The organism is Pseudochelatococcus contaminans (assembly GCF_014195635.1).
GTDB classification, from domain to species: Bacteria; Pseudomonadota; Alphaproteobacteria; order Rhizobiales; family Beijerinckiaceae; genus Pseudochelatococcus; species Pseudochelatococcus contaminans.
This window is the reverse complement of record NZ_JACICC010000004.1, coordinates 114,923-138,883: the sequence shown is the minus strand read 5'-3', so window position 1 is coordinate 138,883 and position 23,961 is coordinate 114,923. Positions and strand designations below refer to the sequence as shown.

At 60.8% G+C, this 23,961-nt stretch carries 17 protein-coding genes and 1 riboswitch; of the genes, 4 read left to right on the top strand and 13 right to left on the bottom strand.

Going from position 1 to position 23,961, the window contains the following annotated elements:
* The first annotated feature begins 101 nt into the window (after positions 1 to 101).
* Positions 102 to 1,088 carry an NAD-dependent epimerase/dehydratase family protein gene (locus FHS81_RS09275; RefSeq protein WP_183752280.1) on the top strand — a complete coding sequence of 329 codons (987 nt, stop codon included), beginning with the start codon at positions 102 to 104 and terminating at the stop codon, positions 1,086 to 1,088.
* On the opposite strand, the gene FHS81_RS09270 is transcribed toward FHS81_RS09275, so the two are convergent.
* From FHS81_RS09270 to FHS81_RS09260, 3 genes are all read right to left on the bottom strand, one after another.
* Complete coding sequence (locus FHS81_RS09270; RefSeq protein WP_183752278.1) at positions 1,009 to 3,006, bottom strand: nucleoside-diphosphate sugar epimerase/dehydratase; 1,998 nt, start codon at positions 3,004 to 3,006, stop codon at positions 1,009 to 1,011. The two genes, FHS81_RS09275 and FHS81_RS09270, sit on opposite strands and share 80 nt — an antisense overlap.
* Positions 3,007 to 3,252: 246 nt before the next feature.
* Positions 3,253 to 3,855 carry an ActR/PrrA/RegA family redox response regulator transcription factor gene (locus tag FHS81_RS09265; RefSeq protein WP_183752275.1) on the bottom strand — a complete coding sequence of 201 codons (603 nt, stop codon included), beginning with the start codon at positions 3,853 to 3,855 and terminating at the stop codon, positions 3,253 to 3,255.
* Positions 3,856 to 3,947: 92 nt separating this feature from the next.
* Positions 3,948 to 5,291 (bottom strand): ActS/PrrB/RegB family redox-sensitive histidine kinase, encoded by a 1,344-nt coding sequence (locus tag FHS81_RS09260; protein ID WP_343052463.1) that lies wholly within the window; start codon positions 5,289 to 5,291, stop codon positions 3,948 to 3,950.
* 588 nt (positions 5,292 to 5,879) lie between these two features.
* Between FHS81_RS09260 and FHS81_RS09255 the strand changes: the two genes are divergently transcribed.
* Together FHS81_RS09255 and FHS81_RS09250 are read left to right on the top strand one after the other, a co-directional pair.
* Entirely contained in the window at positions 5,880 to 7,187 is a 1,308-nt protein-coding gene (locus FHS81_RS09255) for a polyhydroxyalkanoate depolymerase (protein WP_183752271.1), read from the top strand.
* A 253-nt stretch (positions 7,188 to 7,440) separates the two neighbouring features.
* Complete coding sequence (locus FHS81_RS09250) at positions 7,441 to 8,187, top strand: M48 family metallopeptidase (protein ID WP_183752269.1); 747 nt, start codon at positions 7,441 to 7,443, stop codon at positions 8,185 to 8,187.
* An 18-nt stretch (positions 8,188 to 8,205) separates the two neighbouring features.
* Here FHS81_RS09250 and thiC read toward each other — a convergent pair whose 3' ends face one another.
* The 6 genes from thiC to FHS81_RS09220 all read right to left on the bottom strand — a co-directional run bounded on the left by thiC (position 8,206) and on the right by FHS81_RS09220 (position 18,338).
* Positions 8,206 to 10,074, bottom strand: coding sequence for a phosphomethylpyrimidine synthase ThiC (gene thiC, locus FHS81_RS09245; RefSeq protein WP_183752267.1), 1,869 nt, complete (start codon positions 10,072 to 10,074; stop codon positions 8,206 to 8,208).
* A 73-nt stretch (positions 10,075 to 10,147) separates the two neighbouring features.
* A riboswitch (TPP riboswitch) is annotated at positions 10,148 to 10,286 on the bottom strand.
* Positions 10,287 to 10,366: 80 nt separating this feature from the next.
* A complete protein-coding gene (locus tag FHS81_RS09240) occupies positions 10,367 to 11,428 on the bottom strand; it encodes a DUF4167 domain-containing protein (RefSeq protein ID WP_183752265.1) in 1,062 nt (353 codons plus the stop codon).
* 874 nt (positions 11,429 to 12,302) lie between these two features.
* Complete coding sequence (gene prmC, locus FHS81_RS09235; protein WP_183752263.1) at positions 12,303 to 13,211, bottom strand: peptide chain release factor N(5)-glutamine methyltransferase; 909 nt, start codon at positions 13,209 to 13,211, stop codon at positions 12,303 to 12,305.
* Positions 13,212 to 13,221: 10 nt separating this feature from the next.
* Positions 13,222 to 14,304 carry a peptide chain release factor 1 gene (gene prfA, locus FHS81_RS09230; RefSeq protein WP_210281621.1) on the bottom strand — a complete coding sequence of 361 codons (1,083 nt, stop codon included), beginning with the start codon at positions 14,302 to 14,304 and terminating at the stop codon, positions 13,222 to 13,224.
* A gap of 243 nt (positions 14,305 to 14,547) precedes the next feature.
* Positions 14,548 to 16,815 carry a phosphoenolpyruvate--protein phosphotransferase gene (gene ptsP, locus FHS81_RS09225; RefSeq protein WP_183752261.1) on the bottom strand — a complete coding sequence of 756 codons (2,268 nt, stop codon included), beginning with the start codon at positions 16,813 to 16,815 and terminating at the stop codon, positions 14,548 to 14,550.
* 260 nt (positions 16,816 to 17,075) lie between these two features.
* Positions 17,076 to 18,338: an aspartate kinase gene (locus tag FHS81_RS09220; protein WP_183752259.1), complete on the bottom strand. Its 1,263-nt coding sequence runs from the start codon at positions 18,336 to 18,338 to the stop codon at positions 17,076 to 17,078.
* A 314-nt stretch (positions 18,339 to 18,652) separates the two neighbouring features.
* Between FHS81_RS09220 and ubiG the strand changes: the two genes are divergently transcribed.
* The gene (gene ubiG, locus FHS81_RS09215; RefSeq protein WP_183752257.1) at positions 18,653 to 19,423 is read left to right on the top strand and encodes a bifunctional 2-polyprenyl-6-hydroxyphenol methylase/3-demethylubiquinol 3-O-methyltransferase UbiG; all 771 of its coding nucleotides are present in this window, start codon (positions 18,653 to 18,655) and stop codon (positions 19,421 to 19,423) included.
* Here the strand turns inward: ubiG and FHS81_RS09210 are convergent.
* The 4 genes from FHS81_RS09210 to fabA form a co-directional block, all read right to left on the bottom strand.
* Complete coding sequence (locus FHS81_RS09210) at positions 19,396 to 20,340, bottom strand: YihY/virulence factor BrkB family protein (RefSeq protein WP_183752255.1); 945 nt, start codon at positions 20,338 to 20,340, stop codon at positions 19,396 to 19,398. The two genes, ubiG and FHS81_RS09210, sit on opposite strands and share 28 nt — an antisense overlap.
* 312 nt (positions 20,341 to 20,652) lie before the next feature.
* The gene (gene fabI / locus FHS81_RS09205) at positions 20,653 to 21,480 is read right to left on the bottom strand and encodes an enoyl-ACP reductase FabI (protein WP_183752745.1); all 828 of its coding nucleotides are present in this window, start codon (positions 21,478 to 21,480) and stop codon (positions 20,653 to 20,655) included.
* A 27-nt stretch (positions 21,481 to 21,507) separates the two neighbouring features.
* Positions 21,508 to 22,731, bottom strand: a complete 1,224-nt coding sequence (gene fabB / locus FHS81_RS09200) for a beta-ketoacyl-ACP synthase I (RefSeq protein WP_183752253.1) — start codon at positions 22,729 to 22,731, stop codon at positions 21,508 to 21,510.
* Between the two features lie 241 nt (positions 22,732 to 22,972).
* Positions 22,973 to 23,500, bottom strand: a complete 528-nt coding sequence (gene fabA, locus FHS81_RS09195) for a 3-hydroxyacyl-[acyl-carrier-protein] dehydratase FabA (RefSeq protein ID WP_183752251.1) — start codon at positions 23,498 to 23,500, stop codon at positions 22,973 to 22,975.
* Between the last annotated feature and the right edge of the window lie 461 nt (positions 23,501 to 23,961).

Here is a 23,961-nt window from a genome sequence, read left to right as displayed (position 1 = left end):
TGGGGCGGCGCATCGAGGCCGTGTGTACCCGAACCGATTCATGGAATTGAAGGCGAGTTTCGGCAAAGCTAAAATCTGTACGCATGCGCTGATTCAATGGGATGGATCGGCTTGAACGCAAACTGCTCCAGGAGGCTGGATTGCGCATTCTGCTAACGGGCGCGACCGGATTTATCGGCCGCCACCTGACAAAGGCGCTGCTGCGCGACGGGCACACCGTGAGGGTTGCGCTACGCGACGATCGGCCCATTCCCGCTGGTGTGGAAAGCGCCGTTGTCGGGGATATCGGAGGATCTCCCGATTGGCGCACGGCGCTTGCCGGTGTCGATGGCGTGATCCATGCAGCCGGAATCGCGCATGCAGGACCGGGTGTTGCCGTAGAGCGCTATCAGCGCGTCAACCATGCCGCGACCTTGCATCTCGCGCACGCTGCGCGGGGCCGGGCAGGGCGATTCATTCTGTTGTCGTCGATCCGTGCCCAGTCCGGCCCGTCCTCTGCATCGATATTGACGGAGGCAGATGACCCGCGTCCCACGGACGATTATGGACGCTCAAAGCTCGCCGCCGAGCGGGGGCTGGCGGAAATCGACGACTTGCCCGCCGCAGCATTGCGGCCTGTGCTAGTTTATGGCGACGACGTGCGCGGCAACATGGGCGCACTGATCCGCCTTGCGCGACTGCCGTTTCCGCTTCCCCTCGGTGCGCTCGACGCGCCGCGGTCGCTGGTTGCGGTGGAGACAGTGGCGGCTGCTGTGCAGCACCTGCTGACCACAAACGATTCCGAAGGAAAGCCGCTGTCGGGACCGTTCCTCGTCGCTGATCCCGAGCCGATTGATGTGCCCGGCATGCTGACGGCTTTGCGTGAGGGGTTCGGGCGGCGTCCATGGTTGTTTTCGCCGCCGGTGCCGGCGCTTCGCGGCGCTCTTTCGTTGGCAGGCCGCGCCGATATGCTCGACAGGTTGAATAGCCCGCTGGTGGCGAAGGGCGTGCGGTTGATGGAGAGCGGGTTCACTCCGGCTGTATCGTCCCGGCAGGGGCTGGTGTCGTTGGCGCGGCGGCTGGCTGGCGACGTGCGTAATCGGGAATAGCCGCGCCGAGCACAGCTTCCGCCGCGCCCCTGTCATGCCTGTTGACCGCGTCTTCGAGGCCAGCGAGCCAGGCGGCGAGCTGATGCCGATCCGGAAAGACGGCGCGCGCAGCCATCACCCCGTCAATGCCCGTTTCGGTTATGGCTTCATCGTGGCCGAACAGAATCTCGTGCAGCCGCTCACCCGGGCGGATGCCGGTAACGGCGATCTCGATTTCCGCTCCCGGCTCGAAGCCTGCCAAACGGATCATGCGTTCCGCCATATCATAGATGCGCACAGGCTGGCCCATTTTGAGCACGTAAACGGACGGCTTGCTGGCAACCGACGCTGCAGCCGCCGCACGCATATCGCCATCCGCATGGGACACTGCCGTCAACACGAGGTTGCATGCCTCGCGCACGGTCATGAAATACCGCACCATGTCCCGGTGCGTCACGGTGACCGGCCCGCCGCGCGCGATCTGCGCCTTGAATTTTGGCACGACGGACCCGTTCGAGCCCAGCACATTGCCGAAGCGCACTGCGATAAGGCGCGGAGCTTCCGGCAGGGCCAGAGTTTCCGCGTCGAGCGCCTGCGCGTACATTTCGGCAAACCGCTTCGTGACCCCCAGCATCGACACAGGCTCTATGGCCTTGTCGGTGGAAATCATGACAAACGCCGACGCACCCGCCGCCAATGAGGCATCGGCGGCATTGACCGAGCCGAATACGTTGGTGCGCACGCCCTCCGCCCAATCCTGCTCCAGATAGGGAACATGCTTGAGCGCGGCTGCATGAAAAACGAGGTCTGGCTTGAACTCGGCCAGCACCTGATGCAGCCGCTCGCGATCGCGCACGTCGGCGATCGCGCCCTGAACATGCGGGCCGTCATCCAGCGCCCGCAGTTCCTCGGTGATCTGGTGAAGGGCCGGTTCGGAGTTCTCGATGACCAGAATGTCGGCAGCGCCAAAGGCCGCTGCTCGCATGCAGATCTCGCTGCCGATAGAGCCGCCGCCGCCTGTGACTGCGATTCGCTTGCCATTCACAAAGCGGGCTAGGCGTTCGTGGTCGATTTCCACCGTAGGGCGCAGCAGCAGATCCTCGATCTCCACCGGCGCGAGCGATGCAATGCCGCCGCCCAGTTCGCCCTTGCCGGTATCGAGGCCCTGAAGCCGCGATAGCGGCAGGCCCAGTTTGCGTGCCCGTGCAAGGATATGCTCGCTCTCGGCTTCCTGTCCGAGCGCGCTCGGCGCCAGCACCAGCCTGCGAATATTGTGGCCGCGCTCGGCGAAATCGGCCACGGCCTGTTCGAGGTCCGAAAACTCACCCACGACCGGCACGCCGCGAATCGACTGGCCGAGATCGGTGGTGCGCGGCGTCAGGATGCCTTTGGCGGCGATCTTGCGAAGCGCTCCGGATTCGATGGCCCGCAACAGCACTTCCGCATCCGACCCGCGGCCCAGAATCAGAGCCGGCACAGCACCCTCACGCACTAGCGTCTGACGCGACTGGGCATATTTCAGGTAACGGTAAGCGAGGCGTGGCCCGCCCAAAAGGAAAAGCTGCAGCATCCAATAGAGGATGATGGTGATCTTGCCGAAGAAGAAAAAGCCGTAGAACGTGCTCGACGCCAGCACGTAATCCACAACCAGCAAAGTCAGCGCCAGCACCGTAACCGCGCGCAGGATATTGGCAAGGTCCGGCAGGGAGGCGAAACGCCATCGCGACTTGTAGAGCGAAAAGATCCAGTAGACGATGCCGGCGTAGATAATGAAGCCGGGCAGGATCACCGGCAGCGCGTCGAGGCGCGTTTCAAGGCGCACGCCGTCAAAGCGCATGACGAACGCCAACACCACCGCCAGCCCTGTCATCATGAGATCATGGGCGACGATGAGCAGCTTCTTGAAACCTGTCGAGGATCGGATGGCGGCTCTGGTCATTTCAGGGGGGTATCCGCCTCGCGGCACGCATTGTCAATGTCCGATCCCGCGGCACCGAACGGAAAGGTGTGTACGTTTCTGGAGTGATTTCGCATCCAGAACAACAGGGTGAAGCTGCACAGAGCTGGATGGGGGCATCCGCTGAGCAGAAATCTGCTCAAAATCAGAGACCAAACCGTTCTCGCCTGTCATTGAGACGCGAAAACCGTTCAGGCATTGATGACGTGTCTCGCTTGTCTGCCCCGCTTATCGCGGCGCGCGTTTGGCGAGAATGCGTTGCAGGGTGCGCCTGTGCATGCTGAGGCGGCGCGCGGTTTCCGAAACGTTGCGGTTGCAGGCTTCGTAAATGCGCTGGATGTGCTCCCAGCGGACGCGATCCGCCGACATCGGATTTTCCGGCACCTCCACACGCTCTTCGGCGCTGGCGATGAGGGCGGCGTGTATTTCGTCGGCGTCGGCAGGCTTGGCGAGATAGTCGAAAGCGCCGAGCTTCACGGCTGTCACGGCAGTTGCGATGTTGCCATAGCCGGTCAGAATGATGCCGCGCGCTTCTGGCCGCAATTCCTTGAGCCGGGTGATGGCATCCAGCCCGTTGCCATCCGCGAGCCGCATGTCGATCACGGCGTAGGCGGGTGCATTTTCTTCGATAAGTTCGATGCCTTTGGCCACCGTATCGGCTGTTCGCACGTCATAGCCACGCTGTTCCATGGCGCGGGCGAGGCGGGTCAGGAAGGCATGGTCATCATCGATGATGATAAGGCTGCGGTCCCCGGAGAGATCGCTTGCGTTCACGTCGTCGATAGCGGCGTCTGCGACCGCTGCATCAGCAGCCTTCGGATCGCCTGTCATTACGCTTTCCTCCGCGTATTTTATGGTCATAAACGATTTAGCGCAATTCTACGCCGCTCGAAAGCCTTTCGCACCCTTTTTGCCCGGGCCAATCACAGCCCATCCGCCTCGGCAGAGGCCGTTTTTTCGAAAACGCGCCGCTCCCACGAGACGGTCACGCGCGCACCGTTTCCAGGGCCGGGCGCGTTCGTCCACGTCACGTGAGCGCCGGTGCGCTCGATCAGGGTCTTGGCGATGAAGACGCCCAGTCCGTGGCCATCGGCGTTGTCGTCATCGGTGCGGCGCATGATGCCGCGCCGCTCGGCTCCCCGTGTGGTGACATAAGGGTCACCAAGGCGCAGCAGGATGTCCGGGGTGAATCCGGGGCCGTCATCCTGCACGGTCAGCGTCACGGTGGAGGCGGTCCAATGGGCCTCGACATCCACACGCGTAGCGGCGAAATCGACCGCATTGTCGATGATGTTGCCAAGGCCGTAGATCAGGCCGGGGTTGCGGGCGGTTGCCGGTTCCGGCCCTTCGCCCGCGCGCCGGATGGTGATCGGTACGTCAAAACCGCGCTGTGGGCCGGCGACTTCCTCGATGAGGTGCGACAATGTGAGGCGGTCAAGCGGGCCTGCGCCATCCGAACCGAGCGATGTCAGCTTGGCCAGAATTTCACGGCAACGCCCAACCTGCTGACGCAGCAGCGTCAGGTCTTCGGCCATGGGGTGATCGGCACCGGCGGCATGGTCCAGTTCGCGCACCACGAGGGCGATCGTGGCCAGCGGTGTACCCAGTTCATGCGCCGCCGCCGCTGCCAGCCCGTCGAGCTGCGAGAGGTGCTGTTCCCGCTCCAGCACCAGTTCAGTTGCGGCGAGGGCATTCGCGAGCTGGCGCGCTTCGTTGGCGACGCGCCAGGCATAAATGCCCGTAAACCCCAGGCTCAGCAGGATGGCGCACCAGATGCCCGTGACGTATGTCAGCGGCAGCACCAGGGTTTCACCGGGCGGCCATGGCAAAGGCATGTGATAAAACGCCAGCACTGAGGTAAGCACCGCCGCGAAAACACCCAGAATCAGCGTGGGCCTTGGTGGCAGGACGGTTGCCGAGATCATCACCGGCGCCAGAATGAGCAGGGAGAAGGGGTTCTGCAGCCCGCCCGTCAAAAACAGCAGCACGCATAACTGCAGGATGTCATAGCCGAGAATGAGCGCCGCCAATCCGGCATCGAGGCGCTTGCTGACGGGATAGCGAACCCGCAGGCCGATGTTCAGCAGCGCGGAGCAGGCGATGACGGTGAAACATGCCGCGAAAGGCAGCGGAAATCCAAGCCCGAAATGTACGCCCGCAACGGTTGCGCTCTGGCCGATAACAGCAAGCCACCGCAACCGCACCAGCGTATCGACGCGCAGCCGCTGGGTGTTGCGTTCGGTTTGAAACCCGCCAGATTCGTCCACTCGTCGTTTCTCCGCCATGACGGCGGCCACGCTGAACCATGACCGCCCGGATACTGCCCTGAAGCCGCGTTGCCGAAGAGACGCCGGTTGCGTCAAGGCATATCAGTCTTTGGTATTAGCCACCTTCGACACTGCACGCAATTGCGTGCCCTGCTGCAAAAAAGAAAGATAAAAGCGCCGGGCGCGATCTGCGGGCATGTAACAGATCGGCCCCGGCCGGATCGAATCATCGTTGAAACAGAGATCGTTGCACTGCTTCGCGCAAGGCGATTCGGTTATAAATGGGGGCTTGGGACGCGTGGAGGCGGAGTAATCCACATCCCCCCAAAAGGAAATTATTAAGCTGTTATTAATAGTTACCCATGAAACTGTTAAATCAGTGAAGCACACCCCTTGTTTCGTAAGCGGAAAGATCGTTTGTTGTGAATGAAACCAATACACACGGACGCTTGTTGAGAGTCGGGAGCCGGTGACGCGGCATCCGGCGTCCGCGCGGGAAGCAGGATAACAGGGGAACCACGCACGTCGCCGGTAGAAGCGGAAAAAAGCCGCCGGCGCGTGCAACTCTAGAGGAAGGTCGGGAACAAGATGAATCTCGCCTATTACTGGTATGAGGCCGCTCATGCATTCGCGCGTCCCGCGCGCACGGTGTCGAGTGCCGCCCAATATGCCTTTCGCAGCCCCGTCAACCCCCTGAGCCACACGGCCTACGGGCGGACCATATCGGCGGCATGCGAAATATTCGAGCGTACCACGCGCCGCTACCCCAAGCCCGCTTTCGATTTCGGCACTGTCGAGATCGAGGGGCGGCAGGTGACCGTGCGTGAGCGTGTCATCTCGGAGGAGCCGTTCTGCCGGCTTATCCACTTTGAGCGTCCTGGCGTCCGGAGCACGCAGCCCAAGCTGCTGATCGTCGCGCCGATGTCCGGCCACCACGCCACGCTGCTGCGCGGCACGGCTGAGGCGTTTCTGAAAACCCACGATGTCTACATCACCGATTGGCTGGATGCGTCCGGCGTGCCGATGTCCGCAGGCGTTTTCGATCTCGATGACTACATCGACTATGTCATCGCGATGCTGCGCCAGCTTGGCCCCGATGTGCACGTCATGGGCGTATGCCAGCCGGCTGTCCCGGTGATTGCCGCCGTGGCGCGCATGGAGGCTATGGGCGATCCCGCCGCGCCGCGCTCCATGATCCTGATGGGCGGCCCGATCGATACGCGCGAGAACCCGACAGAGGTCAACAAGCTGGCGCAAGAGCGCGGTATCGCGTGGTTCCGGCGGCACTGCATTACAAAGGTGCCGTTCACCCGTCCGGGCTTCATGCGGGAGGTTTATCCGGGCTTTCTGCAACTGTCGGGCTTCATGGCCATGAATCTCGATCGTCACGTCACCGCGCATCAAAACATGTTCCGTCACCTTGTTTCCGGGGATGGCGACTCGGCCGAGAAGCACCGCATTTTCTATGACGAGTATCTGGCGGTCATGGATTTGACGGCCGAGTTCTATCTGCAAACGGTAGAGCAGGTATTCGTCGAGCAATCCTTGCCTCGTGGCGGGCTGATGCATCGCGGCGAGCGGGTTGACCTCTCCGCCGTCCGCAACACCGCTCTGATGACGGTGGAGGGCGAGCGCGATGACATCTCCGGCGTCGGCCAGACGCGCGCCGCCCAGACGCTGTGCTCGCGTATTCCGGAAGACATGCGCGATCATTACCTCCAGTTGGGTGTGGGCCATTACGGTGTGTTCAACGGCAAGCGCTTCGTAGACGAAATTGCCCCACGCATCCGCGCGTTTATCGAGAAGGTCGAGGCGCGGCACAAAGGGCCAGTTCACGCCCGCGTATCCGGTCGTTCACGGACGCACGCGCGGGGAGGTCTTGCCGTCGTCGCGTGATCTGCGCGCGGTTGTTTGATCAATCAATGGCACGAGGGTTCAGTCGGCGCTTTTCATTAAAATGCCGTCATGAACCCTCGTGCATTGACAGGCGCGGCTGAATCACATCTCATATACAGATCGTTGACTAAAGCGTTTTCAAGCAAAGCGGATACCGCTTTGTGTGAGGAAAATGCGTAAAACCAATAAGATAGAGAATTTCTGCGTTTCAACGAAATGCCGAAAAGCTCCAGGATCTGCCGATACGTCCCGCATGCCCCTTGCCTTGTTCCGCAGGCGCGCTCTCACGCTGCCCGAGAGCCTTAATGTCGTGCATCACGGTGCAACGTTCATTGTGCGGCTGCGTCCGCAAACGGGAGCGAAGCGTTTTACATTGCGCGTGTCGATGGCCACAGGCGAGGCTGTTCTGACGGTTCCCGCCAATGCTGACGTGACGGTTGTCCGCCGCTTTCTGGATGGTCATGCCGCATGGATCGCGCAGCGGATGCAGACCGTTCCGCAGCGTATACCCTTCGAGGCCGGTGCGTTGGTGCCGCTTCGCGGCGAGGAACACCGCATCGTCCATTGGAGCGCGGTGCGCGGCAGCGTGAAGGTGGAACGCGATTCCGCTGGAAGCCCGATTATCGCCGTCAGCGGCGAGGCTCCACATTTACCGCGTCGGGTGAGGGACTTCCTTCAGCGCGAGGCGCGTGTCGATTTGTCGGCGGCGGTCAAGCGTCACACTGCCGCGTTGGGCGTTCCCGCGCGCAGCATTACCCTGCGCGATACTCGCAGCCGTTGGGGATCGTGCTCGTCTCAGGGCCGTTTGAACTTCTCATGGCGGCTCGTGATGGCCCCTCCGATGGTGCTCGATTATCTCGCGGCGCACGAGGTCGCGCATCTGCGAGAAATGAACCACTCGGATCGCTTCTGGCGGCTGACGTATCAGCTATGCTCCCATACGGATGCCGCGGAGGCATGGCTCAAGCGGCACGGCAGCGGCCTGCATCGCTATGGATGAGGCCGCTGCCGTTGCGCGTCACTCGGCGGCGGAAACGTAGATCTTCGATCCCGTATCCTTGAACTCCAGCGCCTTTTCCTCAAGCCCGGCCAACCGCTCCGCCTCTACGCGCAGATCCTGCGTGATCCGCATGGAGCAGAATTTTGGCCCGCACATGGAGCAAAAATGCGCTACCTTATGCGCTTCCTTCGGCATGGTTTCATCGTGGTAGGCGCGGGCGGTATCCGGATCGAGCGACAGGTTGAACTGGTCGTTCCAGCGAAAATCGAAGCGCGCGCGCGATAAGGCGTCGTCACGCAGTTTCGCCGCAGGATGCCCCTTTGCCAGATCCGCCGCGTGGGCTGCAATGCGATAGGTGATGACACCCGTCTTTACGTCATCGCGGTTCGGCAGGCCCAGATGCTCCTTCGGCGTGACATAGCACAGCATCGCGGTGCCGAACCAGCCGATCATCGCCGCCCCGATGCCGGACGTGATGTGATCGTATCCCGGCGCGATATCGGTTGTTAGCGGCCCGAGCGTGTAGAACGGCGCTTCGCCGCAGGTTTCGAGCTGCTTTTCCATATTGACCTTGATCTTGTGCATCGGCACGTGGCCGGGGCCTTCGATCATGACCTGGCAACCCTTGTCCCAGGCGATTTTGGTCAATTCGCCAAGCGTTTCAAGCTCCGCGAACTGTGCGGCGTCATTGGCGTCGGCAATAGAGCCCGGCCGCAGACCGTCGCCAAGTGAGAACGACACATCATACTTGCGCATGATGTCGCAAATCTCGTCGAAGCGCTCATAGAGGAAGCTCTCGCGGTGATGCGACAGGCACCAGCGCGCCATGATCGAACCGCCGCGCGAAACGATGCCGGTGACGCGGGTTGCAGTCAGCGGCACATACGACAGGCGCACTCCGGCGTGGATGGTAAAGTAGTCCACGCCCTGTTCCGCCTGCTCGATCAGCGTATCGCGAAAAACCTCCCACGTGAGCTTGTCGGGTTCGCCATCCACTTTCTCAAGCGCCTGATAGATGGGCACCGTGCCGATCGGCACCGGCGAGTTGCGCATGATCCAGCCGCGAATGTTATGGATGTTGCGCCCCGTGGACAGGTCCATGACCGTATCCGCACCCCAGCGCGTGGCCCACACAAGTTTTTCGACTTCCTCGGCCGCAGTCGACGTCACAGCCGAGTTGCCGATGTTCGCATTGACCTTCACGAGGAAGTTGCGCCCGATAATGGTCGGCTCAAGCTCCGGGTGGTTGATATTTGCCGGAATGACCGCACGCCCGCGCGCCACCTCATCGCGGACGAATTCAGGCGTGATAAACGCCGGAATAGCCGCGCCAAAATCCTCACCATCTGCCCGGCGCGCTTCCGCCCCCGGCATCATGGCCGCGCGGCCAAGGTTCTCGCGGTGGGCGACATAGATCATCTCTTCGGTGACGATGCCAGCACGGGCAAATTCAAGTTGCGTCACGAGTTGCCCATTACGGCCTTCCAGCACGGCCCGTTCGGCCGGGCATGCGGGCACGAGGCGGCCAGCGGGGATGTCAGGGGTTGAAAAACCGTTGTCTTCCGGCTTCACAACGCGCGGCGCGACAGCGTTGAATGCGCGTGTGCGCAACCATTCTGAGCGCAGCGAGGGCAGACCCTGCTCAAGGTCGATCACGGCGTCATCGTCGGTATAGGGGCCGGACGTATCCGGCACACGCACCGGATCTTCGCCGCAGGACGGATCGAGAGCGATCTCGCGGAAAGGCACGCGGATATCCGGACGCTCCGCCGGAGCGGTATAAATCTTGCGCGAGCCGTGGATGGGGCCTGCGGTTACGCCCGCCGGCACTGCGGTTATATTATCTTGCCGACGTTTTGAAGTGCCGTTTTTTGTCGATGTCGCCATTGCTGGTGCCTCCCGAAAATGAGATTCCGGGCGCAGTACGACTGACAGATGTCCAGATACAGATAAGGCGTGATCGCCACCATTGTCCCGTCCCTCCGCCGGCATGACCCGGATCAGGTTCAAGGGTCACCGTGGCGATAGCCGACCTTGCAAAAGATCGGCTATCGAGGACGGAATCTCAGCCCCCTCGCGGGGCCCCCCTCGGAATGAGGACAATGTCCCTTTATCGGGCCAATTTGTCAATCACTGCCGTTACAAAGGGCGAGAAGGCAGAAAGACGGTAAACGCTCCGTCAATCGGCTACGGACACATCATCGACGCTTTTGCGCCGGGTGCGGGTCGCACGCTTGCGCACAGGCTTTTCAGCCTCGGCATCGGTTTCATCGCTCGCGCTGCCACCGTCCACGGCAGCGGCTTCGTCCGTGGTCGCAGCAGTCCGCCGCCTGCGAGTCCGCACCGGGGCCTTCACCGCCACTTCCGCCTCTTCGTCGGGCGCTTCATGGACGGGCGCGGGGGCATTATCCGCGTCATCGTCATCGAAATCCTGCGAAGCGGCAATCTGCGATGAGATCAGAGCAGGCTGATCGTCATCCTCCGTCACCGTCGTACGCACAGGTGTCGTCAGAAAGGCGGGCAGTGCCGGCTGCTGAGCAAACCCTGCATCCTCCACCGGCTGCGTCTGTTCCGTCGACGATGCTTGTGCATATCTGTTCGCGGACTCACGCCGCCTGGAAAAGCGCTCGCGCCTGTCCTGCCGCTCGCCGCGTTCAGGGCGATCCCCGCGATCCTGTCGTTCAGAGCGATCCTGCCGGTCAGAACGATCTTGACGCTCGGGACGGTCTTGACGTTCAGGGCGATCTTGACGCTCAGCACGGTCCTGTCGCTCGCCACGCTCCTGACGGTCATAACGCTCACCGTTGCGCGTGTCGTGCGATCTGGAATCCTGCTGGCCGCGGCCCGATACAACCGGCTGACCATCCTCATCGAACTGAGGGAAGCGGGCCGAAGGCTGCGGGGTGCTGTAGTCCTGCACACCGTACGCGCCGCCGTTATCGTCGCCCATGTCATCCTGCTCGTCGTCGAACGGGCGCTGGAAGCCGAAGTTCTGCTGAAACTGCGTCTGCGCGGCGAGAATGATGCGGATATAGTGCTCGGCGTGCTGAAGATAATTCTCGGCAGCAACCCGATCTCCGGAGGCTTGAGCATCGCGCGAAAGCTGCGTGTATTTTTCCGCGATATGCTGCGCCGTGCCGCGAACCTTGACGTCCGGCCCATTGGAGTCGAACGTTTTCGTCAGCGGATTGGGAGCCTTCCGGCCCCGGTTGCGCATACGCCTGTTTTGACCTGGTCTCATCGATAATTCTCTTCGGGAGCCAAAAATTGAGGGGGTTATCCGCCCCTGTAAAGCATTCAGGTGCCTGTCAGGACACCAGATCGGAAAGGGTTTTCGCCTATCGGAAAACCAACATTAAATCAGATGGATAGAGCGGTATTCTTACATATTGCGTGACCGCTTTCGCCTGTTTCGTCCCTCAACACACCAAGCCCTTGAGCCGAAAGGCGCCGGCGCAATTTCTCTCCGGCTGCAAACCCCGTGGACAGAGCACTCATCTTGCAGTGCTCGCAGGGAGCAATGCATGCAACTGGCCACTATGCGCGCCAAACCGGAGCCATCCGTGCTGGTTGATATGTGTATACTCCTGAACAGGTTAGCAGGAAGATCGTGCCCCAGCCGGCCATATCCGGAAATGGGAGGCGGGTATCGAAGGTTGAGCGTTTCGTCATCTTCCGGCCAGTGACCGAAGTATTGTCATGCTCCAGATGCCATTATTGGCCGGAAACACGTGCATACATCTGTCAGACATGCTGAAACCCTGTTCATGTCATCCGAATAAGGCTTACTGCGACTCAAGTTATCGATATGGTCCGCAGCAACGCATGGCTCCGGACACCAAACCGCCGTCTCATCCCGCCGAGAAACGACGCTTATGCCACAACAGGACTGTTGCCTTGGTCGATCACGCAACCTTCCGGTCTGCTGGCATATCCAAGGCTGAACGATACCGCTCAGCACAACAGAAAAGGAAAACCGGCCAAGATCTCCAAGCACAAAATGCACTTGCAGACATCAAATCAACAGCCGAGCCTGATTCATGAGAAAATCCTATAGCCTTCGGAATGGGACGCCAAGCGTTTTCTGCTTCACCGCCATCTAACACGCACGGTTTTCACGATAATGTGGCAACAATGACGCGTTCGACGCCAGCAAGGTCGGGGATTGGCCGTCCCGGCGACAACCCGTTCGCTAACGCGATACCCGCGATTGTTTCTGCTTGACTGGCGCCTGAGAGGGCGATTCCATATTCTACAACGACAGCGCCTCCAGGCCGCAGCAGGCGGCGGGCATCGGCATAAATCGCCCTGTACGGAGCCAGTCCATCGCAGCCGCCATCAAGCGCAAGTCTTGGATCGTGATCGCGGACTTCTGCATCCAGCGTGGCAATGGCCGCGCTTTCGATATAGGGCGGGTTGGACAGGATGAGATCTAGGCTTTCGTCAGCCAGCGCCTCGCTCCATGAGCCAGTGATGAAGCCAAGTCGGTCATCTACGCCATTGCGTATCGCGTTACGACGCGCCATTGAAGCCGCATCATGAGACAGATCAACCGCAATGCCATATGCGTCATATTCGCGGCTGATTTTGCACAACTCATGCATGAATGCCACGGCAATGCATCCGGACCCCGTGCCCAGATCCGCGAACCGAAACACCGCCCCGGGTCGCTCTGCGACTAGTCGTGCCGTTTCCGTCAGCGCTGTTTCCAGCAATATTTCCGTGTCTGGCCGTGGAACCAGCGTCGCGGGAGCAAGCATAAACGGCAAGCCCCAGAACTCGCGCTCGCCGAGAATGCGCGCCAGAGGTTCACGTGCCGCGCGCCGCTCGCCCAATTCAGCCAGTTTTTGTGCGGCATCCGGCGGCAGGGTTTTGTCGGGCCAAGCGTAAATGTCCGTTGCCGAGAGGTCTGCCGCGTACATCAGCAGCACACGTGCATCGAGCGCCGGAGACTCCACGCCAGCCGCGCGTAACCTTTCGGTGAGATGGCGCAAGGCATCAGCGCGGGACGGTAAAGTGTTCATGCTAGCGTTTTCAGCTCTGGCGGGCCAGAAGCGCAGCTTGATGCTCGGCAATCAAGGCATCCAGCAATTGGTCGAGATCGCCCATCATCACCTCATCCAGCTTGTAGAGCGTGAGATTGATGCGGTGGTCGGTGACGCGGCCCTGCGGGAAGTTATAAGTCCGGATACGTTCCGACCGATCACCCGAACCGACCTGCAGACGACGATCCTCAGCACGCTCGGCATCGGCACGGTTACGCTCGGCATCATAAAGCTTGGCCCGCAGCATTGCCATCGCCTTGGCACGATTGCGGTGCTGGGAACGTTCATCCTGCACCAAAACCACGGTGTTGGTGGGAATATGGGTGATACGGATGGCGGATTCCGTTTTGTTGACGTGCTGTCCGCCGGCGCCGCCAGCGCGCATGGTTTCAATACGCAGGTCCGATTCGTCAATGGAAACATCGACATCCTGCGCTTCCGGCAAGACGGCAACCGTCGCGGCCGATGTGTGGATGCGCCCGGAGGCTTCGGTTTCCGGCACGCGTTGTACTCGATGCGTGCCCGACTCGAACTTGAACCGCGCGAACACGCCGCGCCCGCTGACTTCGGCGATCACTTCCTTGTAGCCGCCGGATGTGCCGGGGCTTTCGGACAACACCTCGACAGACCAGCCGCGCGCGGCGGCATAGCGCGTGTACATGCGCAACAGGTCCCCGGCGAAAAGCGATGCCTCGTCGCCGCCCGTGCCTGCGCGGATTTCAAGAATGGCGCTCTTTTCATCCGCAGCATCGCGGGGCAAGAGCATGATGGTCAGCGCCCGGGCAGCTTCCACAAGCTGGGCATTCGCCTCCGGGCGTTCATCACCGGCGAAAGCGCGCAACTCGCGGTCTGTCTCCGGATCGGCGATCAGCGCATCGATCTCCGCCAGATTCCGTTGCGCTGTCTGGTAAGCCGTAATCGCTTCGACCACTGGGTCGAGTTCCGATAGCTCGCGGGACAGCGCGACAAAGGATTCAGAATCGGCGCCTGCCGCCAGCGTGGCGGTGAGAACGGCGTGACGGTCGATGATGGCGGCCAGACGCTCCGGCGGCGGCGTGGAAATATCGGACATGCAATCGCTAACAGCAAACCTTGATAAAGCAGGGTGGAAGTCCCGCGCGGATCGCAACATCTTCGCATATCAGTCAATGCGGCGATGTCGCAGCTTATTGATATAGAACACCGTCATCGAGCAAAGCAGATATTACCTTGCTTCGGGTTATTCCCCTGTTTTATCGAGACAGGCAAACAGCGCGGACAGTTGAACCTCATCGAACCTTCTCAGTCCGACCTTTTGGATCAATCGAAAAGCGCTCTAAACCGGAATGCCTCGCGCGGCGGCAAAACCCGCAAGCTGCTGCCGCAGCGTGCCGCGATCTCCCGCCATGGTCAGTAGCCGATCAATTTCGGCCGCAATGGCAGCTGAGTCGAGAGACAGCAGCATGGCCTTGACCGGGCCGACAGATGCCGGCGACATCGAAAATGATCGATAGCCGAGCCCGATCAGCGCCATGGCCTCCAGCGGCCTGCCACCAATTTCGCCGCAAAGCGTCACAGGTTTTCCCGCTGCGCTGGCGCTGTCATGGATGGTTTTCAACGCTCGCAGCATCGGCGCGCTCAATGGGTCGAAACGGTCCGCCACCTGCCGATTATCGCGATCAGCGGCGAATAGAAACTGCATCAGATCGTTCGATCCAACGGACAGAAAATCTGCAACCCGCACAAGTTCATCAATCTGAAACACGAGCGACGGCACTTCCACCATCACGCCCACGGAAATGGAGGAGGGCTCCACGTGGCCGAGCTTGCGCAGATAAACAAGTTCGCGCGTGACAATCGCCCGAGCGCGCACGAATTCCTCGACGGTCGCAACCATGGGGAACATGATCTTGAACGCCCGTCCGCCGCAGGCGCGAAGTAGGGCGCGTATCTGCGCCCGCAAAAGGCCCGGACGGTCAAGGCCGATACGGATCGCCCGCCAGCCCAGCGCGGGGTTTTCCTCATCCACCACCTGCATATACGGCAGCACCTTGTCGCCGCCGATGTCCAGCGTGCGGAAGGTAACGGGCGCGCCGCTCAACTGGTCCAGCACCTGCCGGTAAAGCGTTTCCTGCTCGCTGGTGGACGGCATCCGCTCCGCGATCATGAACTGCAGTTCCGTGCGGAACAGCCCCACGCCATCGGCATTTGTTTCCGCGACATGCGGCAGATCGACCAGAAGACCCGCATTCAGGTTCAGCGAAATCGACTCGCCGTCGAGTGTCGCGGCTGGAAGATCGCGCAGCGACCTGTACTGTTCCTGCCGGCGGGCGCGCAGGCGCGCCTTCTCGGCATAGGCGGATTCCACGTCCGGCTGCGGGCGGACCTGCACATCGGCAGCGGAACCATCCACAACGATGGCATCTCCCGCCTCCACAAGCGAGGTGATACCGGGAATTTCGCTCACCGCCGGAATGCCGAGCGCACGCGCCACGATCGCGATGTGGCTGGCCGCGCCGCCTTCCTCCAGCACGAGACCGCGCAACCGTGAGCGGTCATAATCGAGCAAAGCGGCTGGCCCCATGGAGCGCGCTATCAGAACGGCGTTCTCCGGAATATCCTCGCGTGCAACGCCGAATTGCTCTCCCGTGAGGGCGTGAAGCAAGCGGTCGGACAATTCGTCAAGGTCGTGCAGGCGATCGCGCAGATAAGGGTCGGTCTGGCGCAACATGCGCGCCCGCAGATCGGACTGAACGCGCTTGACGGCGGCCTCGGCGGTGAGGCCGGTCATGACCACCTCGCGCACCCGCCGTACCCAGCCCTGATCGTTGGCGAACATGCGCACCGTTTCCAGCACATCCCGATGCTCGCCGCTATGGGCGATGTCGCCGCGTTCGACCAGACGGTCGATCGTCTCGCGCACGGTTGCGATGCCTTCATCGATGCGGGTCAGTTCGCTCTGCGTATCGTCGGCGATGATGTCTTTCACCACCACCCGCGGCTCATGCAGCACGGCATGACCGAGGCCGACGCCATCGGCAAGCGCGACGCCGTGCAGGTGCAACGAGCGGCGCACGGCGATGTCGGCTCCCGGCTTCGCCAGGGCTTGCAACTCGCCGGAGGCAATCATCTCCGCCAAAATCATGGCAGTGGTCTGAAGCGCCTCGATTTCTTCTTCATTATAAACGCGGTGGGCTCGATTCTGCACCACGAGCACGCCGAGCGTGTTGCCCGCGCGCAGGATCGGAACACCGAGAAAGCTGTTATAGATCTCCTCGCCGGTTTCCGGCTTGTAGGAGAAGGCAGGGTGCTGCTGCACGTCGGACAGCGCGAGCGGCTCCGCATCGCGAGCAATGGTGCCGACGATACCTTCCCCGAGGCGCATGGTCGTATGATGGACCGCACCGGGGTTGAGACCTTCCGTGGCATAAAGCTCAAGTGTGCCGTCGATGCGCAACACGTAAACGGAGCAGACCTCCGCAACCATGTTGGATGCGATGACGACAACAATCCTGTCCAGACGCTCTTGCGCACTGACAGGTTCGACCATCACCTCTCGCAAACGACGCAAAAGCAATCTTGGGCTCCCCAACGCTCCCCGCATCAGCCCGTTCCCGTTCCGTCCGTTGATGCCGGACAGTCATTCGCCGGTCACGATCCGCGACTCATCGCCGTGATCTCCAGCATTCATTCCCTGCGGTATAACCAACGACAGCGTGCCCGTGCAAGCGCGCGCATGAAAGAATTACCGGCAATCGTGGCCGCTGTTGCACAGAGATTATGCAAAAAGCACGCGACGGCCGCATCTCACAGCAGGCCTAGCATGGCGTAAGAGGCCCCTGAAACGCCTCTTACGCACGCTAATCAGGCTTCGTTTGGCGTCTCGTCAGGCTTCTTGTCGAGGCCATACAGCGAGTGGAGGGTGCGAACCGCCAGCTCCGTATATTCAGAGTCGATCAGGATCGAGAACTTGATTTCGGAGGTCGTGATGGCGCGGATGTTGATGCCCTTGGCAGCCAGCGCCCGGAACCCCTTGGCGGCCACGCCGGCGTGACTGCGCATGCCGATACCGATCGCGGAAATTTTCACCACGTCGGTCGCGCCCTGCAAGGTGGCGTAGCGAATCGTATCGCGGCGCTCCTCAAGGATCTGGCGCGCGAGAGCATAGCTCGACGCCGGAACCGTAAAGGTAATGTCCGTGGTGGTGGTATCGTCGGACTCGACCTGGATGATCATGTCGACGTTGATGTTCGCGTCCGCGAGGGGGCCGAAGATCGAGGCGGCGATGCCCGGATGGTCGGCAACGCGGCGCAGGGTGATCTGCGCTTCATCGCGAGAGAAGGCGATGCCCGTTACGACCTGTTGTTCCAAGATATCCTCCTCATCGCAAATCAGGGTTCCGGGCCGGGGGGCATCCGGATCATCGAAACTGGACCGCACAAATGTGCGGACTTTATGAATCATCGCCAGTTCGACGGAGCGTACCTGCAGAACCTTGGCGCCGAGCGACGCCATTTCCAGCATTTCCTCGAACGACACACGGTCGAGCCGGCTGGCGTTCGGCACCACGCGCGGATCGGTGGTATAGACGCCGTCGACGTCCGTATAGATATCGCAACGGTCAGCGTGGACAGCAGCCGCAATAGCCACCGCGCTCGTGTCGGAACCGCCGCGCCCAAGCGTTGTAATACGCCCGGTCGTCTCGTCGATCCCCTGGAAGCCGGCAATGACCGCGACCTGATTATGCTTGTCGAAAGCCTCGATCAGCCGTGCGCCGTCGATGCCGGTGATACGGGCCGCTCCGTGCGCGCCATCCGTCTGGATCGGAATTTGCCAGCCGAGCCACGAACGCGCATCCACCCCGAGAGCCTGCAGCGTGATAGCGAGCAGTCCCGCGGTGACCTGTTCGCCGGAAGCGACGACGGCGTCATATTCCCGCGCGTCATGCATGGGCGAAGCTTCACGGCACCATGCGACGAGTTCGTTGGTTTTGCCTGACATGGCTGAAACCACCACCGCGACCTGATGACCGGCGTCCACTTCACGTTTGACGTGCCGGGCCACGTTGCGAATGCGCTCAATATTGGCGACGGACGTACCGCCGAACTTCAACACCAGACGGGCCATGATGGGTTCAGGTTCGCTTTCCGTAGCAGTGCCGCCCCGAAAGACGGCAAGGGATATGGCATTCAGCCGCTGAAGACAGCATGAAAGGCGTGTATAGATGCCGGTGACAGCCCCGCGTGTCAATGGCTTCGGTTACGGTATGGATCCGGCTTCGGATTCCATTGCGTTACTGTCGGACCAACTCGCATTCCGGGTCTATGCATAGAACTGAATGCAAGTTGCTATAAAGTGTGGAATCTGTACCGCGTGTTCTGATTCCATCGGGATATGAGCGTTGAACGATTTTGCAGCCGATCGATTCGGCCGGAGGAACCATGACTGGCGAGCAGGATAAGGCGGGCGATCCGCGCACGGCTTCGGGCACGGTTGACCCCGATGAGGTTGCCCGTTTCAACAAGCTGGCGGAAACATGGTGGGATGAGCGTGGGCCTATGCGTCCTCTGCATCGGTTCAACCCGGTTCGGGTGGCATTCGTGCGCGACCTTGCAACGAATCGTTTTGGCCGGGATGCTGATGCCGATGCGCCGCTTGCCGGTCTGTCTTTGCTCGATATCGGCTGTGGCGGGGGCGTGCTGTCGGAGCCGCTTGCGCGCCTTGGTGCATCTGTGACCGGTCTCGACCCGGCCGAAAAGAACCTCGCCGTGGCGCGTGGACACGCGGTGGGGCAGGGGCTCGACATCGATTATCGGCCCGAAACTGTGGAAGCGCTCGCGGCGCGCGGTGAAACCTTCGATATCGTGCTGGCCATGGAGGTCGTGGAGCACGTGGCGGATGTCGACGCTTTTGTTGCCGCGGCCTGTGCCGTCGTCAAGCCGGGTGGGGTACTGGTCATGGCGACGCTCAACCGCACCTTGAAATCCTTTGCGCTCGCCATCGTGGGAGCGGAATACGTCTTGCGCTGGCTGCCGCGCGGCACGCACGACTGGCATAAGTTCATCACCCCGGATGAACTTGCCGGAGCCATTACCCGCAACGGCCTCGCCATTACCGAGAGAGCAGGCGTTGTGTATCACCCGCTGCAGGACGAGTGGCGGCGCTCTGGTGATTTGTCTGTGAACTATATATTGGCAGCAGCGCGGTCCTGAACCTGCTGCTTGCGCCGCTTGCGTGAGGTGGGTTCGTCACGGTCTGCCGTCTTCCCATCCAACACCATGATGGCGGCGTTCAATTCCGCGCCGAAGATGAAAATTGCCGCCAGCATGTAGAGAAATACCAGCACGATCATACCTGTTGCCAGGCCGGCATAGGTGGAAACGTAGTTTCTGGCGAAGCTGTCCAGATACATGCCGAATGCCGTGCCGCCAACGAGCCAGAGCACCAGCGTTACCGCGATACCGGGCAGTATCGTGACAATGGTCCTACGCCCGGCCACCCGGCTATGACGCCCGCGCGACCGGAAAGCCGGCAGCCACAGGTGCCCCACAATCAACGCGACGATAATCACCAGTGTCGCCACGGAGAAACGCGCGGCAAACACGACGCCGCGCAACGGTTCGAATGCAGGGACGAATTCCACCAGCGTCCGCCACAGCAACGGGCCAAGAATGACGAGAAACGAAAAGGTGATCAGCACCGCAGCGCCGCCGATGACGTAACCGAACGCCTCCAGCCGCGTCAGCCACCATGGCCGTGTTTCCGTAACATCGTATGCGCGGTTGAGCCCGACCCGGAGGGCCTCAACGCCATTGGAGGAGAAGTAGAGCGCCAGCATCGCACCGACCGTCAGCAGATCACCGCGCTGGACGGTCAGCACTTGGTGGATTTCACCTGCAACCGGCTCCGCCACTTCTTTGGGCCACGCTTCCAGCATCAGATCAGTGACCGAATCTGCCAGGCCTTCTGCGCTGAAGGTGGATGCGATTGCCGTGATCAAGATGACGAACGGAAACAACGACATCAGCGCCGACAACGCGATATGGCTGGCTATGGCCCATCCGTCATGAGCATTGAACCTGCGAAAAGACAGCCAGAACAATTTCACAAGCCAGGTCGCTGCGCCCATGCGGCCCCTCCAGATCGTGCCGTGCACCAAACCTTTCCCCTTATTCGAGCAACCGTGAGCGCGCGGGGGATCGTATTGATAACACGTCAGGCGAGATCAGGATGTGGCGTCAATGACGCATCTGACGGAAAAATAGGCACAGTAACTCATGCGCATAGCGGCACGACAGATTCTCACGGGGCTGCGTCTCAGCAGGTAAATGTCTTTCCGATCAGATAAAAAGGCATGCCAAAGATGCTGCTGGCGCGCCTCAGTATGAAGACTTTTGAAGCGCGCATGCGCTCGTATCCTATCGAAGGCGGTTGCTAAATCTTACTTCCCGGCCGCTTCTGCATCTTTGGCAACTTCTGCGGCGTCCAGAGCCTTCAGCGTTTCCGTGCGCGGCATCGAAATGATGTTGTATCCGGAGTCGACGTAGTGGATTTCGCCGGTTACGCCTGTGGACAATTCTGAGAGAAGATAAGCAGCCGTGCCGCCGATTTCTTCGATTGTCACCGTGCGGCGCAGAGGGGAATTTGCCTTCTGGTAGGAAAACATCAGCCGCGCATCGGAAATTCCAGCGCCAGCCAACGTGCGCACAGGGCCTGCCGAGATGGCGTTAACCCGTATCGCCGCAGGGCCAAAATCATTGGCAAGATAGCGCACACCTGCTTCCAGTGCCGCCTTGGCGACGCCCATGACGTTGTAATTGGGCATGACACGCGTGGAGCCGCCATATGTAAGCGTCAGAATGGAGCCGCCATTGGGCATAATGGCTGCTGCACGCTTCGTCGCTTCGGTGAAGGAAAAAGCCGAGATCAGCATCGTGCGGGCAAAATTCTCGCGCGTGGTGTCGGCGTAGCGTCCCTTCAGCTCGTTTTTATCCGAGAATGCGACGGCGTGGACCAGAAAGTCGATGCTGCCCCAGCGTTCTGCCAGTGCAGCAAAAACGGCATCAACGGATTCAAGGTCTTCCACGTCGCAGGGCAGCAGGAAATCCGATCCAGCTGATGCAGCCAGTGGTGCAACGCGCTTGCGAAGCGATTCTCCCTGATAAGTAAAAGCGAGTTCCGCGCCTTCCTCATGGAGTTTCTTTGCAATGCCCCAGGCAATGGAGTGATCGTTGGCGACACCCATCACGAGGCCGCGTTTTCCCTGCATCAGACCATTTTTCACGTTGAAACTCCGTCAGGCTTCGAGGCGTTTGAGGACGAGTGTGGCGTTCGTCCCACCGAAGCCGAAGGAATTCGACATCACGCAGTTCAGCGACGCATTATCGACCCGCTCACGAATGATCGGCATATCCGCGAAAGCCGGGTCAAGCTCCTCGATATTGGCGCTCTTGGCGATGAAGCCGTTGTTGAGCATCAGCAGCGAATAGATAGCTTCCTGCACGCCGGCGGCACCGAGCGAGTGGCCGGTGAGGGACTTGGTGGCCGAAATCGGCGGGCATGCATCACCCGCTCCAAACACCCGGCGGATGGCCTCGATCTCAGGTCCGTCGCCGGCCGGCGTCGACGTTGCATGCGGGTTGATGTAGTCGACCGGCACGTTCACCGTGGACAGAGCCAGGCGCATGCAGCGCTCCGCGCCCTCGCCGGAAGGGGCAACCATGTCATGCCCGTCGGAGGTCGCGCCGTAACCCGCGATCTCGGCATAGATCTTGGCGCCGCGCGCGCGGGCGTGTTCCAGTTCCTCAAGCACCAGCACACCCGCGCCGCCGGCGATAACGAAGCCGTCGCGATTAAGGTCATAGGCGCGGGAGGCCGTGGCAGGGGTGTCGTTATATTTTGAGGACATGGCACCCATGGCGTCGAACAGCACGGACATCGTCCAGTCCAGCTCCTCGCATCCGCCGGCGAACATGACATCCTGTTTGCCGAACTGGATCAACTCCGCTGCGTTGCCGATGCAATGCGCCGACGTGGAGCAGGCGGACGAAATCGAGTAATTCACGCCCTTGATCTTGAACCAGGTCGCAAGCGTTGCCGAGGCGGTGGAGGACATGGCCTTCGGAACCGCAAACGGTCCGACGCGCTTTGGCCCCTTGGTGCGGGTGATATCTGCCGCTTCGACGAGTGTCCGGGCAGATGGACCGCCGGAACCCATGACGATGCCTGTGCGTTCGTTCGAGATGTCGGCAAGTTCAAGGCCCGAATCGGCAATAGCCTGATCCATCGCGATGTGGTTCCAGGCCGTACCGCCGCCGTGGAAGCGCATGGCACGCCTGTCCACAAAATCCTCGGCCTTGATCGTCGGTGCGCCGTGCACGCGGCTGCGGAACCCGAGATCGGCATAGTCCTGAGCGAAAACGATACCGGAACGCGCGTCTCGCAACGAGCCAAGCACTTCCTGCGCGTTGTTGCCGATGGATGAGACGATACCCATCCCGGTCACCACGACACGTCTCATCGCGAACTTTCCCTCTTGTTGCCTTCAAAAGCCATCAGAAACCGAAGTCGTGCGGCCATGAACGGCACGTCGACATCGTATGCAAGCTGCCGGAACATATAAGCCACCGCTCGCCGAACGCAACCTTTGCACACAACCGCTTATCAGCACGGCGCAAATATCGCGTCGTGCCTGTGGTTTGATATCATGCCTGGAAGCATAAGGCAGGAAAACACTCAGCCCGCTGGCACACCGGCGATGGTTATGCCGCTGTGGCGCTCTGGTCATCGGTCGTGAACAAGCCCACCCGCAGATCCTTGGCGGTGTAGATGCGCTTGCCGTCTGCCTCGACCCAGCCATCAGCAACGCCGAGGACGAGTTTGGAGCGGAAAACCCGCTTCAGATCGACACCGTAAACCACCTTGCGGATATTCGGCAGCACCTGGTCGGTAAACTTGACCTCGCCAACGCCCAGTGCGCGCCCGCGACCGGGAGAGCCGAGCCACCCGAGGAAAAAGCCGACGAGCTGCCACAAGGCATCGACGCCAAGGCAACCTGGCATCACCGGATCGCCCTTGAAGTGGCATGAAAAGAACCACAGGTCCGGGCGCACGTCCAGTTCCGCCCTGATGCCGCCTTTACCATGCTCACCACCGTCTTCGGTGATGGATGTGATGCGATCGAACATCAGCATCGGCGGCAGGGGCAGTTGTGCGTTGCCGGCACCAAACAGTTCTCCGCGCCCGCAGGCGAGAAGCTGTTCATAATCAAAACTCGACTGGCGCTCCATGTCCCCCGGTCGTTCCTTTCATCGTCTCGTCATCGTTCAGGTTGCAAATGTTAACGCTCTCTGACGAGCAGCACCTGACGGCGAATCCCGAATAATATCGCGAATCCAAATCATTGTATCGAAACAGCTGGCACAGGGAATGATTCCGCCCCTCGACCCGCATATCGATCGGCGCTTCCTAACATATTGCCCGCGCCGCCGAAAGCGGCCACGGAGAGTTTATCGCATCCTGTCGGGCGCCGGCACGGCCTGCGCATCATTGCCGCAGGCTTCAATCGCAAGCTGTGCAACAAGAATGCGGCCTTCAGCGTAACTGTGGGGCGGTATTCTTTCGGGCTTTTTGCGAGCGCGGGACACGAAACTGTTCTTGAGAATTTGGCCTGTCCATACCATCTTGACGGCTCACAAATGGCGGCTCGACCATTGATTGGCTTGACATTGACTGGTTTAGCGATTCGATC

What these genes read in the sequence shown, in the direction of transcription:
- FHS81_RS09240 (WP_183752265.1), bottom strand. Translation starts at nt 11,428, where the DNA reads ATGAGACCAGGTCAAAACAGGCGTATGCGCAACCGGGGCCGGAAGGCT.
- FHS81_RS09270 (WP_183752278.1), bottom strand. Translation starts at nt 3,006, where the DNA reads ATGACCAGAGCCGCCATCCGATCCTCGACAGGTTTCAAGAAGCTGCTC.
- prmC (WP_183752263.1), bottom strand. Translation starts at nt 13,211, where the DNA reads ATGAACACTTTACCGTCCCGCGCTGATGCCTTGCGCCATCTCACCGAA.
- thiC (WP_183752267.1), bottom strand. Translation starts at nt 10,074, where the DNA reads ATGGCGACATCGACAAAAAACGGCACTTCAAAACGTCGGCAAGATAAT.
- FHS81_RS09250 (WP_183752269.1), top strand. Translation starts at nt 7,441, where the DNA reads ATGCCCCTTGCCTTGTTCCGCAGGCGCGCTCTCACGCTGCCCGAGAGC.
- fabA (WP_183752251.1), bottom strand. Translation starts at nt 23,500, where the DNA reads ATGGAGCGCCAGTCGAGTTTTGATTATGAACAGCTTCTCGCCTGCGGG.
- FHS81_RS09275 (WP_183752280.1), top strand. Translation starts at nt 102, where the DNA reads ATGGATCGGCTTGAACGCAAACTGCTCCAGGAGGCTGGATTGCGCATT.
- fabI (WP_183752745.1), bottom strand. Translation starts at nt 21,480, where the DNA reads ATGCAGGGAAAACGCGGCCTCGTGATGGGTGTCGCCAACGATCACTCC.
- FHS81_RS09265 (WP_183752275.1), bottom strand. Translation starts at nt 3,855, where the DNA reads ATGACAGGCGATCCGAAGGCTGCTGATGCAGCGGTCGCAGACGCCGCT.
- FHS81_RS09220 (WP_183752259.1), bottom strand. Translation starts at nt 18,338, where the DNA reads ATGGCCCGTCTGGTGTTGAAGTTCGGCGGTACGTCCGTCGCCAATATT.
- prfA (WP_210281621.1), bottom strand. Translation starts at nt 14,304, where the DNA reads ATGTCCGATATTTCCACGCCGCCGCCGGAGCGTCTGGCCGCCATCATC.
- FHS81_RS09210 (WP_183752255.1), bottom strand. Translation starts at nt 20,340, where the DNA reads ATGGGCGCAGCGACCTGGCTTGTGAAATTGTTCTGGCTGTCTTTTCGC.
- FHS81_RS09255 (WP_183752271.1), top strand. Translation starts at nt 5,880, where the DNA reads ATGAATCTCGCCTATTACTGGTATGAGGCCGCTCATGCATTCGCGCGT.
- fabB (WP_183752253.1), bottom strand. Translation starts at nt 22,731, where the DNA reads ATGAGACGTGTCGTGGTGACCGGGATGGGTATCGTCTCATCCATCGGC.
- ubiG (WP_183752257.1), top strand. Translation starts at nt 18,653, where the DNA reads ATGACTGGCGAGCAGGATAAGGCGGGCGATCCGCGCACGGCTTCGGGC.
- ptsP (WP_183752261.1), bottom strand. Translation starts at nt 16,815, where the DNA reads ATGCGGGGAGCGTTGGGGAGCCCAAGATTGCTTTTGCGTCGTTTGCGA.